12 protein-coding genes are annotated in these 16,970 nt (G+C 67.8%); 8 read left to right on the forward strand and 4 right to left on the reverse strand.

All coding sequences use genetic code 11. The features are described from left to right. Window positions 1–2: 2 nt before the first annotated feature. Together AC3WQY_RS18970 and AC3WQY_RS18975 are read right to left on the reverse strand one after the other, a co-directional pair. Window positions 3–2,768: a TonB-dependent receptor gene (locus tag AC3WQY_RS18970; RefSeq protein ID WP_285234154.1), complete on the reverse strand. Its 2,766-nt coding sequence runs from the start codon at window positions 2,766–2,768 to the stop codon at window positions 3–5. Between the two features lie 191 nt (window positions 2,769–2,959). Continuing rightward, complete coding sequence (locus tag AC3WQY_RS18975) at window positions 2,960–5,140, reverse strand: malate synthase G (RefSeq protein WP_492710080.1); 2,181 nt, start codon at window positions 5,138–5,140, stop codon at window positions 2,960–2,962. A gap of 165 nt (window positions 5,141–5,305) precedes the next feature. Between AC3WQY_RS18975 and AC3WQY_RS18980 the strand changes: the two genes are divergently transcribed. Next, window positions 5,306–6,217, forward strand: coding sequence for a LysR family transcriptional regulator (locus AC3WQY_RS18980; protein ID WP_285234156.1), 912 nt, complete (start codon window positions 5,306–5,308; stop codon window positions 6,215–6,217). A gap of 6 nt (window positions 6,218–6,223) precedes the next feature. Here the strand turns inward: AC3WQY_RS18980 and AC3WQY_RS18985 are convergent, their stop codons facing one another. Then, the gene (locus AC3WQY_RS18985; protein ID WP_285234157.1) at window positions 6,224–6,529 is read right to left on the reverse strand and encodes a PsiF family protein; all 306 of its coding nucleotides are present in this window, start codon (window positions 6,527–6,529) and stop codon (window positions 6,224–6,226) included. Between the two features lie 98 nt (window positions 6,530–6,627). Continuing rightward, on the reverse strand, window positions 6,628–8,016 hold the full coding sequence (locus AC3WQY_RS18990; protein ID WP_492710082.1) for a serine/threonine-protein kinase: 1,389 nt from the start codon (window positions 8,014–8,016) through the stop codon (window positions 6,628–6,630). A 67-nt stretch (window positions 8,017–8,083) separates the two neighbouring features. Between AC3WQY_RS18990 and argS the strand changes: the two genes are divergently transcribed. The 7 genes from argS (at window position 8,084) to AC3WQY_RS19025 (ending at window position 16,961) form a co-directional block, all read left to right on the forward strand. After that, window positions 8,084–9,790: an arginine--tRNA ligase gene (argS, locus tag AC3WQY_RS18995; RefSeq protein WP_492710084.1), complete on the forward strand. Its 1,707-nt coding sequence runs from the start codon at window positions 8,084–8,086 to the stop codon at window positions 9,788–9,790. Next, complete coding sequence (locus tag AC3WQY_RS19000) at window positions 9,787–10,443, forward strand: SPOR domain-containing protein (protein WP_492710086.1); 657 nt, start codon at window positions 9,787–9,789, stop codon at window positions 10,441–10,443. The genes argS and AC3WQY_RS19000 overlap by 4 nt, the downstream gene beginning before the upstream one ends. A gap of 67 nt (window positions 10,444–10,510) precedes the next feature. Then, a complete protein-coding gene (locus AC3WQY_RS19005; protein WP_285234161.1) occupies window positions 10,511–11,176 on the forward strand; it encodes a thiol:disulfide interchange protein DsbA/DsbL in 666 nt (221 codons plus the stop codon). Between the two features lie 61 nt (window positions 11,177–11,237). Then, window positions 11,238–11,891 (forward strand): lipopolysaccharide transport periplasmic protein LptA, encoded by a 654-nt coding sequence (gene lptA, locus AC3WQY_RS19010; protein WP_492710088.1) that lies wholly within the window; start codon window positions 11,238–11,240, stop codon window positions 11,889–11,891. Continuing rightward, on the forward strand, window positions 11,888–12,667 hold the full coding sequence (gene lptB, locus AC3WQY_RS19015; protein ID WP_285234163.1) for an LPS export ABC transporter ATP-binding protein: 780 nt from the start codon (window positions 11,888–11,890) through the stop codon (window positions 12,665–12,667). The genes lptA and lptB overlap by 4 nt, the downstream gene beginning before the upstream one ends. Before the next feature lie 3 nt (window positions 12,668–12,670). Then, complete coding sequence (locus tag AC3WQY_RS19020; RefSeq protein WP_492710090.1) at window positions 12,671–14,182, forward strand: RNA polymerase factor sigma-54; 1,512 nt, start codon at window positions 12,671–12,673, stop codon at window positions 14,180–14,182. 64 nt (window positions 14,183–14,246) lie between these two features. Next, window positions 14,247–16,961, forward strand: coding sequence for a bifunctional diguanylate cyclase/phosphodiesterase (locus AC3WQY_RS19025; RefSeq protein WP_492710091.1), 2,715 nt, complete (start codon window positions 14,247–14,249; stop codon window positions 16,959–16,961). Window positions 16,962–16,970 lie beyond the last annotated feature (9 nt).

Raw genomic sequence — 16,970 nt, forward strand, 5'->3', positions numbered from 1 at the left:
ACTTAGAAGTTGTAGCTGCCGGTGACGTACACCATGCGCATCATCGGATCGGCATAGCGCGGATCGTAGCCAACCTGGTGGCCCGAGGAGTCACGCAGGGTGAACGGCGGCTTGGAGTTGAACAGGTTGTTCACGCCCAGACGCAGTTCCAGATCCTTGTTGTACTTGTAGCTGCCTTGCCAATCCACGGTGGCGTAACGCGGCACCACGACCGAGACCGTGGTGTTCTTGTTGGTGGCCACATCACGCACGGTGGCGGTGATGTCCTGGTAGCCCGAACGAGCCTTCAGGGTCAGGGTGTTGGTGAAGGCACCGGTTTCCAGCTTGGCGGTGGCGCGCACGATGTTGCGGAAGGTCACTGCCGCGTTCTCGCCGTACTTGCCCAGGCTGTCGGTGAAGTCGTTGTCCGTGCCAGGACGGGTGTACGACGACTCGATCATGTAGGTGCCGGTCAGGCCAACGGTCAGACGGCCAGCGCCCGTGTTGAAACGCGTCACCACGTCCCAGTCGATACCCGAGGTCTTGGCCTTGCCGATATTGATCGACAGGCTCTTGAACGCGTAGTAAGCCTGGGGCTCGGCCGGCGTCCTGAAGGTGGTGAACAGCTCCTTGTACTTCTGCGGATCGGCAAAAGCCTGGTTGGCCGACACACCGCTGACGGCGTCGCTGATGTCGACGCGCCAGTAGTCGGCACCGATACCGAAGTCGTTGCTGGGCTCGAAGCGGATACCGACCGTGCCTTGCTTGGAGCGCTCGGGCTTCAGGTTGGCGTTGCCACCGGCGAGCTGGCTGTACTGGGTCTTGTCAGCCGGCTTGCAGGCGTCGGTGCCGGGGAAGGGGCAGGCGTAGTTGGCTGCGGTCACGCCGTTGGCCACCAGCGGCGCCGAGATGTCCAGCATCGCCGGTGCCTTGAAGCCGGTGCCGTAGGAGCCGCGCAGCAGCACGGCGTTGGAGACCTGGTAACGCGCCGACACCTTGTAGGTCACCTTGCTGGCCTTGTCGCCCACCGTGCTGTTGTTGACGGCGTCGGTGATCTTGCCGATCGAGTCATAGCGCAGCGCGCCGGTCAGCTCCAGATCCTTCACCACGGGCACCAGCAATTCGGTGAACAGGCCCATGTTGTCGCGCTTCACGTCGTAAGGCGTGGGCGCGTTGAAGTTGTAGATCTCACCGTTCACGGCAGCGGCCGAAGGCGTCTGCTTGTACTGGTAGTTGCGGAAGTCGCCGCCCAGACCCATGCTGACGGCGCCGGCCGGCAGCTTGAAGATCTCGCCCGAGGCGCGCACGTCCGCGGCCTTCATGGTGGTGGTGGCGGTGCGGATGGTGCCGTTGAAGATCGAGTTGGCGATCAGCGACTGGGCCGCGGCGGTCTGGTTGCCGGACGGCACGAAGGGGTCGATCGACACATTCTTGATGATGTCGGTGAACTCCTTGGTCTTGAAATAGCCGCCAACGTACTTCTCGTCGATGGCGTTCTGCGACCAGGTCACGGCACCGTTCACCGTCCAGTTGCCCAGGTCCACGTCGGCGCCCAGCACCAGGTGCTTGGAGTCGGTGACGGTCTGCGAATCGCGCGTACCGAAGTCGGTGGCGCGGTAGGCGGCGCTGACCGTGTTGACGTGCGCAATCTGGTTGGCCGTCAGGTAGGGGGCGACGTACTTGGTGAACAGCGAGGACGAGACCGGGATGGCCACGGGCACGGGGTTCGGCGCGATACGTGCGATCAGGTCGATGCGCGAGTAGGCGGCGTCGGTGAACAGGTTCACCTTGTCGCTGACCTTCAGGTTGCCGGCCAGGAACAGCGAGTCGCGCTTGAACTCGGGCACGATGTCGATCGTGCTGACGAAGTCGAATGCGCACATCTCGGTCACCGAGGTGGCGCTGGCCGAGTTGTTCAGGCTGTAGTAGTTGTTAGGCGCGCACTTGTTGCCGTTCGCCTTGTAGTAAGGGTTGAACGAGTAGTTCGCCAGCTTGGAGCTGGCGGGCTCGCCGGCCAGGGTCTTGAACGTGACCTGCGCATTGGCCGGATCGGCCGAGGTGCTGGTGCGGTCGTAGATGTAGTTCTTGCCGTTCCACTCGAACGGCACCCAGGCCGACTTGGCGAAATCGCGGTCGCCGGACTTCATCTGCTTCTGCTCGTCGTGGCGATAGGTGGCCACGAGGTTGAAGCCCTGCTTGTCGATATCGCCCACGCCATAGGTGACGCTGGCATTGGCCGAGGCGCCGCCGCCTTCCAGCGGGGCATTGGCCTGCACCGTGACGTTGCCGCCTTGGCTGTTGCGCTTCAGCACGAAGTTCACCACGCCGGCGATGGCGTCCGAGCCGTACAGGGCCGAGGCGCCGTCGGTCAGCACTTCCACGCGCTCGATGGCGCTCATCGGGATGGCGTTCAGGTTGATGGTGGAGCCCGAGCCGGTCGGTGCGATACGGCGGCCGTTCAGCAGCACCAGGGTGTAAGAACCGCCGATGTCATGGATGGAAGCGGTGGCGATACCACCCGAGTTGGTGCCGATGGCGATATCGGCAACCTGGAAGCCCTGCATCGAAGGCAGCTTCTGGATCACTTCGGCCACGCTGGTCGCACCCGAAGCGCGGATCTGCTCGGCGCCAATGATCTGGACCGGCAGTGCGCCTTCGCTGGCGATGCGCTTGATGCTCGAACCCGTGATCTCGATACGCTCAAGCTGGTTTTGTGCCTGGGCCGACATGGTGCCCATGGCTGCGATGACGGCGGCGCCGATCACGCTGAATTTGTAAGTCCTCGACATGAAGTCCCTCTGAGGTGGTGGCCCAATAAAACCACTGCGCCCGACCTCTCCCTTGTGGGAAGACGCACTGGGCGCAGCAGCAAATACGTATACAAACTTTAACGTTTGGCTTTACGTTTGGGCATAGAGGGGGACCCTGTTGGGTCCGTGCAACGCATTTGACAAGTGCCGAACTACACGCTCCTGCGCGCTCAACGCGCCGCGGCCTTCACTTTCAGGCGCCAGGCATGCAGCAGCGGCTCGGTGTAGCCGCTGGGTTGCTGCTTGCCCTTGAACACCAGGTCCAGCGCCGCCTGGAAGGCCGCGCCATCGGGATGCGCGGCCAGGCTCTGGTAGGCCGGGTCGTCGGCGTTCTGGGCGTCGACCACCTGGGCCATGCGGGCAAAGGTCTCGCGCACCTGGGCCTCGCTCACCACCCCATGGTGCAGCCAGTTGGCGATGTGCTGGCTGGAGATGCGCAGCGTGGCGCGGTCTTCCATCAGGCCGACGTTGTGGATGTCGGGCACCTTGGAGCAACCCACGCCCTGGTCCACCCAACGCACCACATAACCCAGGATGCCCTGCACGTTGTTGTCCAGTTCCTGCTGGCGCTCGGCTGCGCTCCAGCGCGCCTCGGCCACCACCGGAATGGTCAGCAGCTTGTTGAGAATGTCCTCACGCTCGGCTCGGAAATCGACCTTCTCCAGCTCCTGCTGCACCGCCGTCACGCTGACCTGGTGGTAATGCAGGGCATGCAGGGTCGCGGCGGTGGGCGAGGGCACCCAGGCGGTGTTCGCACCGGCCTTGGGATGGGCGATCTTCTGCTCCAGCATGGCCGCCATCAGATCGGGCATGGCCCACATGCCCTTGCCGATCTGGGCGCGGCCGCGCAGGCCGCAGGCCAGCCCGGTCAGCACATTGCTGCGCTCGTAGGCCTGGATCCAGGCCGAGCTCTTCATATCGCCCTTGCGCATCATCGGGCCCGCCAGCATGGCGGTATGCATCTCGTCGCCGGTGCGGTCCAGGAAGCCGGTGTTGATGAAGGCCACGCGGCTGCTGGCCGCGGCAATGCAGGCCTTCAGGTTCACGCTGGTGCGGCGCTCCTCGTCCATGATGCCCAGCTTGACGGTGCTGTCGGGCAGGCCCAGCAACTGCTCGACGCGGCCGAACAGCTCGGCCGCGAAGGCCACCTCGGCCGGGCCGTGCATCTTGGGCTTGACGATGTAGATCGAGCCGGTGCGCGAATTGCCGCGGCGCTTCAGGTCATGCAGGGCGATGGTGACGGTGATGACCGCGTCCATGATGCCCTCGGGGATCTCGGCGCCGCCCTCCAGCAGGATGGCCGGGTTGGTCATCAGGTGGCCGACATTGCGCACGAACATCAGCGAGCGGCCATGCAGCACGAGCTCGCCGCCGTTCGGTGCGCTGTAGCGCCGGTCGGCGTTGAGCGCGCGCGTAAACGTCTTGCCGCCCTTGCTGACCTCTTCGGTCAGCGTGCCCAGCTGGATGCCCAGCCAGTTGCTGTAGGCCAGCAGCTTGTCCTCGGCATCCACCGCGGCGACCGAATCCTCCAGGTCGAGGATGGTGGAGAGTGCCGCTTCCAGCACCAGGTCGCTGACGCCGGCGGCGTCGCTCTTGCCGATCGGCGTGGCGCGGTTGATCTGGATGTCCAGATGCAGGCCGTTGTGCACCAGCAGCACCGAACTCGGCGCCGCCGCCTCGCCCTGGTAGCCCGCGAATTGCGCGGGGTCTTGCAGCGCGGCGCGGCCGCCGCCGATCAGCTCCACCACCAATTGGCCGCCTTCGACGCGGTAGGACGCGGCCTGGGTATGCGACAAGGCGCCGGCCAGTGGCGCGGCCTGGTCGAGCACGCGGCGCGCATAGGCAATCACCTTGGCGCCGCGCACCGGGTTGTAGGCGCCGGCGCGCTCGGCGCCATCGGTCTCGGGGATCGCGTCGGTGCCGTAGAGCGCGTCATACAGCGAGCCCCAGCGCGCGTTGGCCGCGTTCAGCGCGTAACGCGCATTCAGGATCGGCACCACCAGCTGCGGGCCGGCCTGCAGGGCCAGCTCGGCGTCGACATGGGCGGTGCTGGATTGCACGTTCTCGGGCTGCGGCACCAGATAGCCGATCTCCTGCAGGAAGGCGCGATAGGCCGGCATGTCCTGGATCGGGCCGGGATGGGCACTGTGCCACTGGTCCAGCGCGGTCTGCAGGCGCTCGCGCTCGGCCAGCAGGGCGCGGTTCTTCGGGGCCAGGTCGTGCGCGATGGCGTCGAAGCCGGCCCAGAACGCCGCGGGGGCAAGACCTGTCCCCGGCAGCACCTGCTGCTCGATGAAGCGGACCAGCGGGCTGGCGATCTGCAGACGGTGGATGGTGGTGCGCTCACTCATGACGGACTCCTGGCAAAGATGAACTACTGACCCTGAATTTACGCGAGCTCGGGGGCGGAATTGCTGCGGTGCGGCGCGCTAGATCCCTGACTTTTTTGCACAAATGAAACGGTTTTACCGTTTCATTAGGCTGTTCGGGCCCAGGCGGTAGCACAATCCACGGCCATGGATCGCCTCAAGCAGATCGAGTCTTTCGTCTCCGTGGCCACCAAGGGCAGCCTCACCGCGGCCGCCCAGGCCGAGGGAGTGGCGCCTGCGGTGATGGGTCGGCGCATCGATGCGCTGGAAGCGCGCCTGGGCGTCAAGCTGCTGGTGCGCACCACCCGCAAGCTCACCCTCACCCACGAGGGCACGGCTTTTCTGGAAGATTGCCAGCGCCTGCTGGTGGACTTCGCGAACGCCGAGGCCAGCGTCAGCGCCGGTGGCATCAAGGCCGCGGGGCATTTGCGCATCACCGCCCCGGCCGGCTTCGGGCGCCGCCACCTGGCGCCCCTGGTGCCCGAGTTCCTGGCCCTGCACCCGGACGTGAGCCTGTCGCTGAACCTGAGCGACCGCGTGGTCGACATCGTCAACGAGGGTTTCGACTGCGCGGTGCGCGTGGGCGATCTGGTGGACTCCAGCCTGGTGAGCATGCGCCTGGCCGACAACCGCCGCCTCTGCGTGGGCAGCCCCGCCTACCTGAAGCGGGCCGGCGTGCCCGAGCACCCCGGCGAACTGGCCCGCCACCAATGCCTGATGCTCAGCTCCGACGCCAGCCAGACGCGCGGCTGGGCCTTCATGGTGGACGGTGAACTCAGCCATGCCCGGCCCAGCGGCCGGCTCGACTGCAGCGATGGCCAGGTCTTGCACGACTGGTGCCTGGCCGGTCTGGGCCTGGCCTGGCGCAGCACCTGGGAGGTGGAAGCCGACATCCAGGCCGGCCGGCTGCAAACCGTGCTGGACGCCTTCGCGGCGCCGCCCAATGGCATTTTTGCGGTGATCCCGCAGCGCAAGCACCTGCCGCTGCGGGTGCGCTTGTGGATCGACTTCCTCAAGCAGAACTACGGCAGCCCGGCCTATTGGGCGCGGGCCGCCTGAGTCAGATCACGATTTGTTGGACAGGCAATCCTTCATGAAGGCCTTGCGCTCGTCGCCCTTCTTGTCCTTGGCGTCGACGTTGCACTGCTTCATGCGCATCTGCTGCGGCGTGCCGGAGGCGGCCGGCGCGGCGGGCTTGGCCGACAGGCATTCCTTCATGAAGGCCTTGCGCTCGTCGCCCTTCTTGTCGCCGGCGTCCTTGTTGCAGCTGCCCATCTTGCTCTGCTGAGCGGTGGGCGCCTTGTCGGCGGCATGGGCGCCACCGGCAACAACGGCAAGCGAGAGCGCGAACAGGCTGATCAGCTTTTTCATGGGGTTTCCTTCCCTGAGGGATTGGCAGAGGTGGCACAGGTGCCGAGAGCATTCCAACACAGCAACGCGCCGCTCTCAAGCATGGTTGACCCAGGCGCTTACATGATGCGGCGCGGATGCGCCAAGGCCTCGTGCGCCGCATGCAAGCGCCGCACCAGCACCTGGATGAAGGCGCGGTCGAAGCGGTGCTGGCATTCCGGACTCAGCAGGGCCAGCGACTCGGGCGTGAAGGAGATGGTGGTGCAGATCTGCGTCACGCGGATGTCGGTGCTGTGGCGGCGTAGATCGGGGTTGGGCGACAGATAGGCCATCTCGCCCACCGAGGTGCCCATGCCCAGGGTGGCCACCTTGTTGCCATCGCGGTAGACCTCCACCTCGCCCTGGGCAATGATGTGGAAGGTGTTGCCCTCCTGGCCCTTCTTGTAGAGCGCGTGGCCCTCGGGATAGCGGCGCCAGCGCGCGCGGTGCACCACCTCCCACAGCTCCACGTCGCCGAAGAAGGCGAAGAACTCCAGGTCGCGCAGCAGGTTGAAGCGCTCCGAGTCCTTCACCTCGTAGAGCCGCGCCAGCGGCACCAACTGGTTCGCCACCAGGCCGGACAGCGCGCGCGCAAAGCTGTCCCAGTCGGGGTAGCGCTCGCCCGGGTGCTTGGCCAGCGCCCGCAGGATCACCGCGTCCAGCTCGGGGGTGACGCCGCCACGCAGCCCCACCAGGGTCTGCGGCGCCTGGTGGTAGATCTGGTGCATCAGCGCCATCTGGCTCGGCGCATCGAAGGGCGGGCGCCCGGCCACCAGGTGGTAGAGCACCGCGCCCAGGGCATAGATGTCGGCATGGCAGCCCACGTCGCCGCCCTCGATCTGCTCGGGCGGCATATAGGCCAGCGAGCCGACGCGGTGCACCTGGGTGCTGTCGGAATTGAGGTTGAGCGCGCTGCCAAAATCGCTCACCTTCACATCGGTGAGTTCGCCCTGCCCGTCCAGCACCGCCAGCAGATTGGCCGGCTTCACGTCGCGGTGGATCAGGCCCTGGCGGAACACATAACCCAGCGCCATCGCGCACTTGAAGCCCAGCTCGACGATCTGGTCCAGCGGCAGCAGGCGGTCGCTGCGGCAGAAATGCTTGAGCGTCACGCCCTGCACATACTCCATCACCAGATAGGGTGAGTCGGGCTCGGGCACGGCATCCAGGATCTGCACCACATTGGGATGCTGCAGCCGGCCGGCCAGGGCCGCCTCGGCGGCGAAGAAACGGCTGGTCATCTGCGCGCCATCGGGGCCGTTGCGGCTCACCATGGCCCAGGAGCGCACCCGCTTGATGGCCACCTCGACGCCGCGGAACTCGTCCAGCGCCAGGAACACGTCGCTGGTGGCACCCTCGCCCAGACGCCGCAGCACGCGGTACTTGCCGATATAGCCGGGCAGGTCATGCTCGGCGGCGCCCGCCGGGCTGCCGGGTGTCAAACTGGATGCGGGTGGGGAGCTGCTCATGAGTGGGGCGTATCCTGCCCCAGCCCCGGCGCCCGGGCAAGCGGGCTGCCCCCCGTAGAATCCGCCCATGATCCAAGCCAAGCAGGAGCTGCTCGCCGCCCTCGGTGCAGCCATCCAAGAACTGAGCCCCGGCGCCACCCTGGCCCCGGTCTTCGAATCGCCCAAGCAGGCCGCGCATGGCGATTTCGCCTGCACCGCCGCGATGCAGCTGGCGCGCCCGCTGAAGAAGAATCCGCGCGAGCTCGCTCAAGCCCTGATCGAGGCGCTGCAGCGCCACGCGGCCTTTGCGCGCTGGGTGGATGCGATGGAAATCGCCGGTCCCGGCTTCATCAATATCCGCCTCAAGCCGGCCGCCAAGCAGGCGGTGGTGCGCGAGGTGCTGAGCGCCGCGGCGGACTTCGGCCACCAGGGCGCCAACGACCAGCATGTGATGGTCGAGTTCGTCTCGGCCAACCCCACCGGCCCGCTGCATGTGGGCCATGCACGCCAGGCCGCACTCGGTGACGCCATTTGCAGCCTGTTTCAAACCCAGGGCAGCCAGGTCACACGCGAGTTCTATTACAACGACGCCGGTGTGCAGATCGCCACGCTGGCCAACTCCACGCAATGCCGGCTGAAGGGGCTCAAGCCGGGCGATGTCGGCTGGCCCGACGCCGCCTACAACGGCGACTACATCCAGGACATCGCCGACGACTTCCGCGCCAAGAAGACCGTCAAGGCCGACGACCGCCAGTTCACCGCCTCCGGCGACGTGGACGACCTGGACGGCATCCGCCAGTTCGCGGTGGCCTATCTGCGCCATGAGCAGGATCTGGACCTGCAGGCCTTCGGCCTGCGCTTCGACAACTACTTCCTCGAATCCAGCCTCTACAGCTCGGGCCGCGTGGAAGACACCGTCGCCAAGCTGATCGCCAATGGCAAGACCTACGAGTTCGATGGCGCGCTCTGGCTCAAGACCACCGACTATGGGGACGACAAGGACCGCGTGATGCGCAAGTCCGAGGGCGGCTACACCTACTTCGTGCCGGACGTCGCCTATCACATCGACAAGTTCCAGCGCGGCTACACCAAGTGCATCAATGTGCAGGGCACCGACCACCACGGCACCATGGCGCGCGTGCGCGGCGGCCTGCAGGCGGCCAATGTGGGCATCCCCCAGGGCTTCCCGGACTACGTGCTGCACAAGATGGTCACGGTGATGAAGGGCGGCGAGGAGGTCAAGATCTCCAAGCGCGCCGGCTCCTACGTGACGCTGCGCGACCTGATCGACTGGACCAGCCGCGACGCGGTGCGCTTCTTCCTGATCAGCCGCAAGGCCGACACCGAATTCACCTTCGACGTCGACCTGGCGCTGAAGCAGAACGACGAGAACCCGGTGTTCTACGTGCAGTACGCGCATGCGCGCATCTGCTCGGTGATACGCAAATGGGTGGAGCTGGGTGGCGACGCGGCCGCGCTGGCCGGCGCCGACCTGAGCCTGCTGACGGCCCCCACCGAGGCCGCGCTGATGCTCAAGCTGGCCGACTATCCGCGCATGCTCACCAGCGCCGCGCAAGACCTGGCCCCGCATGACGTGGCCTTCTACCTGCGCGACCTGGCCGGCGCCTATCACAGCTACTATGCGGCCGAGCGCGTGCTGGACCAGGCGCCGGAGCTGACGCGCGCCCGCGTGGCCCTGCTGGCCGCCACCCGCCAGGTGCTGCGCAATGCCCTGGCCGTGCTGGGCGTGAGCGCGCCGGAACAGATGACGCGTGAAACAACGGAGAACGCATGAGCGGTGCGAACAAGAACAGCGGTGAGCGCGGTGGCTTCGTCCTCGGCCTGATCGTCGGCCTGCTGCTGGGCCTGGCGGTGGCGCTGGGCGTGGCGCTCTACATCACCAAGGTGCCGATCCCCTTCGTCGACAAGGTGCCGCAGCGCACCGCCGAGCAGGACGCGCAGGAGGCCGCGCGCAACAAGAACTGGGATCCCAACGCCCCGCTGGCCGGCAAGAGCGCCGCCAAGGTGGCCAGCGGCGTGGTGGGCGGTGCGCCCGCGCCCGTGGTGACGGCGCCAGTGACAAGCACGCCGGCCCCGGCCGCCAGCGCCGTCACGCCCACCGCGAGTACGGCCACCAAGGCCAAGCCCGCCGAGAAGCCGGCCGACAAGAGCACCGAGAAGGCCGCCGCCGCGAGCGCCCCGGCCGCCGATCCCTACATCTACTTCGTGCAGGCCGGCGCCTATACCCGCACCGAGGACGCCGAGGCGCAACGCGCCAAGCTGGCGATCCAGGGCTTCAGCGCCAAGGTGTTCGAGAGGGAACAGTCCGGACGCCTCGTCTACCGGGTGCGGGTGGGCCCGATGGACGCCCGCGACGAGGCCGAGGGCGTGCAGCGCAAGATCGAGGCAGCCGGCTTCGAGGCCAATCTGGTACGGGTTCAGCGTTAAAGACTCGCCTAAGCATGCCGGGTCAGAATGGCCCGCTGCTCAGCGTCACCTACAGAGGAAATTCAGCATGAAGCGTCGTGATTTTTCCGCCCAACTCGGCCTCAGCGTCATCGGCGCCGCCGGCCTGCCCGGCCTGGCGCTCGCGCAGGGCGGTCCGATCGAGGGCAAGCATTACCAGAAGCTCTCGCAGGCCCTGCCCACCACCCCGGGCAAGATCGAGATCGTCGAGTTCTTCTGGTATGGCTGCCCGCATTGCTACGCCTTCGAGCCCGCCATCGAGGCCTGGGCCCAGCAACTGCCGGCCGATGTGAGCTTCCGCAAGGTGCATGTGGCCTTCCGCGCCAATGTGAAGCTCCACCAGCGCATGTTCTATGCGCTCGAAGCGATGGGCAAGGAAGCGCAGGTGCGCGGCGCCGTGTTCGCGGCCATCCACCAGCAGGGCCAGGCGCTCGACAGCGCCAAGAGCCAGGCCGACTTCCTCTCCAAGCTGGGCGTGGACCCGGCCAAGTACCAGGACGCCTACAACTCCTTCGGCGTCAACACCAAGTGCCAGCAGGCCGAGAAGCTCAGCGAGGCCTACCGCATCGATGGCGTGCCCTCGATCGGCATCGGCGGCCGTTTCCTGACCTCGCCCAGCATCGCCGCCGGCGGTGAACGCCTGCCCGAGACCGAAGGCGGCCGCCGCGCGCTGGCGGTCAGCGACTTCCTGATCCAGCGCATCCGCAAGCCCTGATCCGGGTGGCAAGCCCGGCCGCAATGCCGGGCTAGAATGGTCTGCAAGTTCTATGCCGCCTATGCCCACCCCCACGCCCAGCTCGACCTCCGCCCGCAGCCTCCTGTGCTGCGCGTGCCTTGCATCCCTGCTGGCCTCGGGGCTGGCGCGGGCCGAGAAGGCGGACCGCAACAAGCCCGTCAACATCAGCTCGGAGCGCGGCGGCCGGCTCGATGTGGTGAACCAGCGCACCGAGTTCAACGGCAACGTGATCCTCAGCAAGGGCAGCATGCTCCTGAAGGCCGAGCGCATGGATGTGCGTGAGACCTCGGACGGCTACCACCAGGCCTACGCCAGCGGCGAGACCGGCAAGCCGGTGCAGTTCCGCCAGGCGCGCGACGTGGCCGGCGAGGCCATCGAGGGCACGGCCGACCAGCTCGAGTACGACAGCCGCTCCGACACCGTGCGCTTCGTCGGCAACGCGGTGGTGCGCCGCGTGCGCGGCGACGCGGTGGCCGACGAGATCACCGGTGCGCTGATCGTCTACGACAACCGCAGCGAGGTCTTCAGCGTCGACGGCGGCCTGGCCTCGCCGCATCCCAGCGGCCGCGTGCGCGTGGTGCTGATGCCCAGGGCCGCCAGCGCCGCCGAGGGCAGCGCGGCGCCTGCCGCCTCCGCCCCGCTGCCGCTGCAAACCAGCCCGACCCTGCAGACCAGCCCGCGCAAGCCTTCATGACGCAGCACACCCCGGCGCTGGAGACCGGCATCGCGCCCAGCCGGCTGGAGGCGGAAGGCCTGCAAAAGACCTATGGCGTGCGCCGCGTCGTCAAGAACGTGCATGTGGACGTGCACAGCGGCGAGGTGGTGGGCCTGCTGGGCCCCAATGGCGCCGGCAAGACCACCAGCTTCTACATGATCGTGGGCCTGGTGCGCGCCGATGCCGGCGAGATTCGCATCGACGGCCAGCCGGTGCAGCGCCTGCCCATCCACCAGCGTGCGCGCCTGGGCCTGAGCTATCTGCCGCAGGAGGCCTCGATCTTCCGCAAGCTCACGGTGGAAGAAAACATCCGCGCGGTGCTGGAATTGCAGCTCGACGACCATGGCAAGGCCTGGCCCCGCGCCCGCATCGATGCCGCGCTGGAGACCCTGCTGCACGAGCTGAGCATCGAGAAGCTGCGCGACAGCCCGGCGCCCTCGCTGTCGGGTGGCGAGCGGCGCCGTGTCGAGATCGCGCGCGCCCTGGCCACGCAGCCGCGCTTCATCCTGCTGGACGAGCCCTTCGCCGGCGTGGACCCGATCGCGGTGCTGGAGATCCAGCGCATCATCAGCTTCCTGAAGGCGCGCGGCATCGGGGTCCTGATCACCGACCACAATGTGCGCGAGACCCTGGGCATCTGCGACCGCGCCTACATCATCAGCGAGGGCGCCGTGCTGGCCGAGGGCACCCCGCAAGAGATCGTCGAGAACCCGGACGTGCGCAAGGTCTATCTCGGCGAAAACTTCCGCATGTAAGCGATGAAACCGTCGCTGCAGGTACGCCTCTCCCAGCATCTGTCGCTGACGCCGCAGCTGCAGCAGTCCATCCGTCTGCTGCAGCTCTCCACCCTGGAGCTGAACCAGGAGGTGGAGCAGATGCTCACCAGCAACCCGCTGCTGGAAACCGACGAGGAGTTTGGCGAGACCGCGCCGGTGCGCCTGGATGCGGCGGCGCCGCTGCAGCGCGAGGACTCGGCGGCCGAAGTGAGCGCGGAGAGCAGCGGCGAGGGCGAGGCGGTGGCCGAGATCAAGGGCGACGACTTCGGCACCACCGAGCGCGACGACTGGGAGAACGGCACCGAGCGCGACGACTTCGACGGCATCCGCGAGACGCCCGGCACGGGCAGCGGCAGCGGCGACGACGATGGCGAACGCCCCGAACAGCAAGGCCCCGGCATCTCGCTGCAGGAGCATCTGAACGCCCAGCTCGCCGGCATGCAGCTGAGCCAGACCGACCGCGCCGCGCTGATGGTGCTGATCGAGTCGCTCAACGAGGACGGCTATCTGGAAGACAGCCTGGAAGAGCTCACCGAGGCGCTATCGGGCGATGCCGATGCCGAGGCGCGCGAGGAGCTGCTGGACACGCTCAAATGCGCGCTCAAGTGGCTGCAGAGCCTGGAGCCGGTGGGCGTGGGCGCGCGCAACCTGTCCGAATGCCTGCTGCTGCAGTTGCGCGCCAAGCCGCGCAGCCAGGCCCAGGTGGTGGCGATCCTGATCTGCAAGCAATACCTCGAGCTGCTGGCCAAGCGCGACCTGAAGCGCCTGATGTCGCTCACCGGCGCCGACGAGGCCTTGCTGCGCGAGGCCCAGGGCATGATCACCGAGCTGGAGCCCAAGCCGGGCCGCCAGTTCGCGCGCAGCGAGGCGGCGGCGGTGGTGCCGGACGTGATCGTGCGCAAGTCCGGCCGCGGCTTCCGCGTCACGCTCAACCCCGACGTGATGCCCAAGCTGCGCATCAACGAGCTCTACGCCCATGCGTTGCGCCAGACGCGCGGCGGCGTCAGCAATTCGCCGCTGGGCACGCAGCTGCAGGAGGCGCGCTGGTTCATCAAGAACATCCAGCAGCGCTTCGACACCATCCTGCGCGTCTCCGAGGCCATCGTGGAGCGCCAGAAGGGCTTCTTCTCGCATGGCGAGCTGGCGATGAAGCCGCTGGTGCTGCGCGAGATCGCCGACGAGCTGGGCCTGCACGAGTCCACCATCTCGCGCGTCACCACCGCCAAATACATGGCCACGCCCTGGGGCACCTTCGAGCTCAAGTACTTCTTCGGCTCAGGGCTCAACACCGAGGCGGGCGGCAATGCCTCCAGCACCGCGGTGCGCGCCCTCATCAAGCAGTTCGTGGCCGCCGAGGATGCCGCCAAGCCGCTCTCGGACAGCCAGCTTTCCAGCATGCTGGAGGAGCAGGGCATCCAGGTGGCGCGCCGCACCGTGGCGAAATACCGCGAAGCGCTGAAGATCGCGCCGGCCAATCTGCGCAAGGCCATGTAGCCGGCCTCAGATTGAGAAACATCAAGCCTTGATGCCCGCGGACTGGGTACCGTGGCATCCCTCGATGTCCGCCCCGTCCCACCTCGACCTGCCCGCCGTCCATGCCTGGAGGCGCTGGCGCGCCTGGGCCTTGCTGGCGCTGGTGCTGGCGCTGGCCTGGGTCCTCGCGCTGGGCTGGCTGGCCAATGAACGCGAGGCGCTGCGCCACCACGAGGGCGAGAAGCTCGAGGGCCTGGTGCGCACCCTGGACGGCATCGTCGCGCAGCAGATGATTGCGGCCCATGCCGCGCTGCAGACGGTGGCCTCGCAGGCGCCGGGCTGGCGGCCGGCCCAGCTGCAGCAGGACGGCGAGCCCCTGATGCGCACCCTGACCCAGGCCATGCCGGGCGTGCGCGCGCTGTTGCTGCTGGACGCCCAGGGCCAGGTCAGGGCCAGCTCGCATGTCGACCTGCTGCAGCTGGACCTGCACCAGCACGCCGCCGTGCAGGCGCTGCGCGCCCAACCGCAGGCCGGCATGCTCTATTTGTCGCCCCCCCTGCTGGACCCGCCGGCCGGGCATGCCATCAGCCTGGCCCGCCTGCTCTTCGATCACCGCGACCGGCCGGTCGGCCTGGTCATGGCGCTGCTGGACCCGCACTACTTCGCCCTGCTGCTGCAGACCGCCCAGCCCTCCGAGCAGACCTGGGCCGCGCTGGCGCATCAGGACGGCATGCTGTTCACGCTGGCGCCCGAGCAGCCGGAGCTGATGGGGCGCAATCTGCTGGAGCGGCCGGGCTCGGTGCTGCAGCAGCATCTCAGCGAGGGGCGCGAGGCCAGCCTGCAGCTGGCGCATTCGCGCCTCACCGACGACTTGCGCCTGGTGGCCACGCGCAGCGTCCACGCCGCCGGCCTGCCGGTCGACAAGCAGCTGGTGGTGGCGGTGGGGCGCACGCTGGCCAGCGTCGAGGCGCCCTGGCTGCGCCAGCGCCAGGCGCTGCTGCAGCTGGGCCTGGCGCTGAGCCTGGGCGCCGCGCTGACGCTGTGGCTCTGGCAGCGCCGCCGCGGCCTGCTGGCCCGGCTGCGCCAGCAGGCCGCGCAGGCGCTGAAGGCCCAGGCCGAGCAGACCCAGGCCATCCTCGACAACATGGTCGATGGCGTCATCACCATCGACCGCCATGGCGTGATCGCCTCGATCAACCCGGCGGCCTGCCGCATGTTCGGCTACCAGGCGCGCGAGCTGCTGGGCGGCAACGTCAACCGGCTCATGGCCGAACCCGAACGCAGCCTGCACGACGCACATATCAAGCGTTATCTGGAAGGCGGCGCGCCGCGCGTGATCGGGCTGGGCCGCGATGTCAACGGCCTGCGCAAGGACGGCCAGAGCTTTCCGATGAGCCTGGCGGTCTCGCACATCGAGCGCGACGGCGAGCCGCTGTTCATCGGCCTGACGCGCGACATCACCGAGCGCAAGCGCGCCGAGGCCGCGATCGAGCAGCTCGCCTTCTACGACCCGCTCACCGGCCTGCCGAACCGCCGCCTGCTGCTGGACCGCCTGCACCAGGCCCTGGCGGCGAGCCGGCGCGGCGCGCGCCAGGGCGCGGTGCTGTTCATCGACCTGGACAACTTCAAGTCGCTCAACGACACCCTGGGCCACGGCATGGGCGACCGCATGCTGCAGGCCGTGGCCAAGCGCCTGCAGGCCTCGCTGCGCGCCGAAGACACGGTGGCGCGCTGGGGCGGCGACGAGTTCGTGGTGCTGCTGCAGGACCTGGGCCAGGACGCGCGCCGCGCCGCCCTGCATGCCGAGGCCGCCGGCGAGAAGCTGCTGCGCGTGCTGGGCCAGCCCTACCACCTGGACGACAGCGCGCACCACAGCACGCCCAGCATCGGCATCGTGATGTGGGGCGAGGCCGAGTCCAGCGCCGAGGAGCTGCTCAAGCACGCCGATCACGCGCTCTACCAGGCCAAGGCCGCGGGGCGCAACCGGCTCTGCTTCTTCGACCCGGTGACCCAGGCGGCGATGGCCGAGCTGGCCCTGCTGGAGGCCGATCTGCGCCAGGCGGTGAACTACCAGCAGTTCGAGCTGCACTACCAGGCCCAGGTCGATGCCGACGGCCGCCTGCTGGGTGCCGAAGCCCTGCTGCGCTGGCAGCATCCGCAGCGCGGCTGGATCTCGCCGGCCCAGTTCATCCCGCTGGCCGAGCATTGCGGCGTGATCGGCCAGCTGGGCGAATGGGTGCTGCAGCAAAGCTGCGCCCAGCTCAGCGCCTGGGCCCAGGTACCGGCGCTGGCCGGGCTCAGCCTGGCGGTGAACCTGAGCGCACACCAGTTCCGGCAGAAGGGTTTGCTGGGCTTCATGCAGCAGCTGCTGGCGCGCAGCGGCGCGCCCACCGACAAGCTCAAGCTCGAGCTCACCGAGAGCGCCCTGGTGGAAGACGTGGAGGCGGTGATCGCGCTAATGGGCGAGCTGCGCCGCCTGGGCCTGCGCTTCTCGCTGGACGATTTCGGCACCGGCTATTCCTCGCTGGCCTATCTGAAGCGCCTGCCGCTGGACCAGCTCAAGATCGACCAGAGCTTTGTGCGCGATCTGCTCACCGAGCCGAATGCCCAGGCGATTGCGCGCGCGGTGATCCAGCTGGGCGACAGCCTGGGCCTGGCGGTGATTGCCGAGGGCGTCGAAACCGAGGCCCAGATGCTGGCCCTGCGCGGCCAGGGCTGCCATGCCTTCCAGGGCTATTTCTTCGCCCGGCCGCTGCCATTGGCGGAATTCGAGGCGCTGGCGCACAAGCTGGGACAATAGGCGTTTTCT

This window comes from Roseateles sp. FW301-B2 (assembly GCF_058788955.1).

What these genes read in the sequence shown, in the direction of transcription:
- AC3WQY_RS18970 (WP_285234154.1), bottom strand. Translation starts at nt 2,768, where the DNA reads ATGTCGAGGACTTACAAATTCAGCGTGATCGGCGCCGCCGTCATCGCA.
- AC3WQY_RS18975 (WP_492710080.1), bottom strand. Translation starts at nt 5,140, where the DNA reads ATGAGTGAGCGCACCACCATCCACCGTCTGCAGATCGCCAGCCCGCTG.
- AC3WQY_RS18980 (WP_285234156.1), top strand. Translation starts at nt 5,306, where the DNA reads ATGGATCGCCTCAAGCAGATCGAGTCTTTCGTCTCCGTGGCCACCAAG.
- AC3WQY_RS18985 (WP_285234157.1), bottom strand. Translation starts at nt 6,529, where the DNA reads ATGAAAAAGCTGATCAGCCTGTTCGCGCTCTCGCTTGCCGTTGTTGCC.
- AC3WQY_RS18990 (WP_492710082.1), bottom strand. Translation starts at nt 8,016, where the DNA reads ATGAGCAGCTCCCCACCCGCATCCAGTTTGACACCCGGCAGCCCGGCG.
- argS (WP_492710084.1), top strand. Translation starts at nt 8,084, where the DNA reads ATGATCCAAGCCAAGCAGGAGCTGCTCGCCGCCCTCGGTGCAGCCATC.
- AC3WQY_RS19000 (WP_492710086.1), top strand. Translation starts at nt 9,787, where the DNA reads ATGAGCGGTGCGAACAAGAACAGCGGTGAGCGCGGTGGCTTCGTCCTC.
- AC3WQY_RS19005 (WP_285234161.1), top strand. Translation starts at nt 10,511, where the DNA reads ATGAAGCGTCGTGATTTTTCCGCCCAACTCGGCCTCAGCGTCATCGGC.
- lptA (WP_492710088.1), top strand. Translation starts at nt 11,238, where the DNA reads ATGCCCACCCCCACGCCCAGCTCGACCTCCGCCCGCAGCCTCCTGTGC.
- lptB (WP_285234163.1), top strand. Translation starts at nt 11,888, where the DNA reads ATGACGCAGCACACCCCGGCGCTGGAGACCGGCATCGCGCCCAGCCGG.
- AC3WQY_RS19020 (WP_492710090.1), top strand. Translation starts at nt 12,671, where the DNA reads ATGAAACCGTCGCTGCAGGTACGCCTCTCCCAGCATCTGTCGCTGACG.
- AC3WQY_RS19025 (WP_492710091.1), top strand. Translation starts at nt 14,247, where the DNA reads ATGTCCGCCCCGTCCCACCTCGACCTGCCCGCCGTCCATGCCTGGAGG.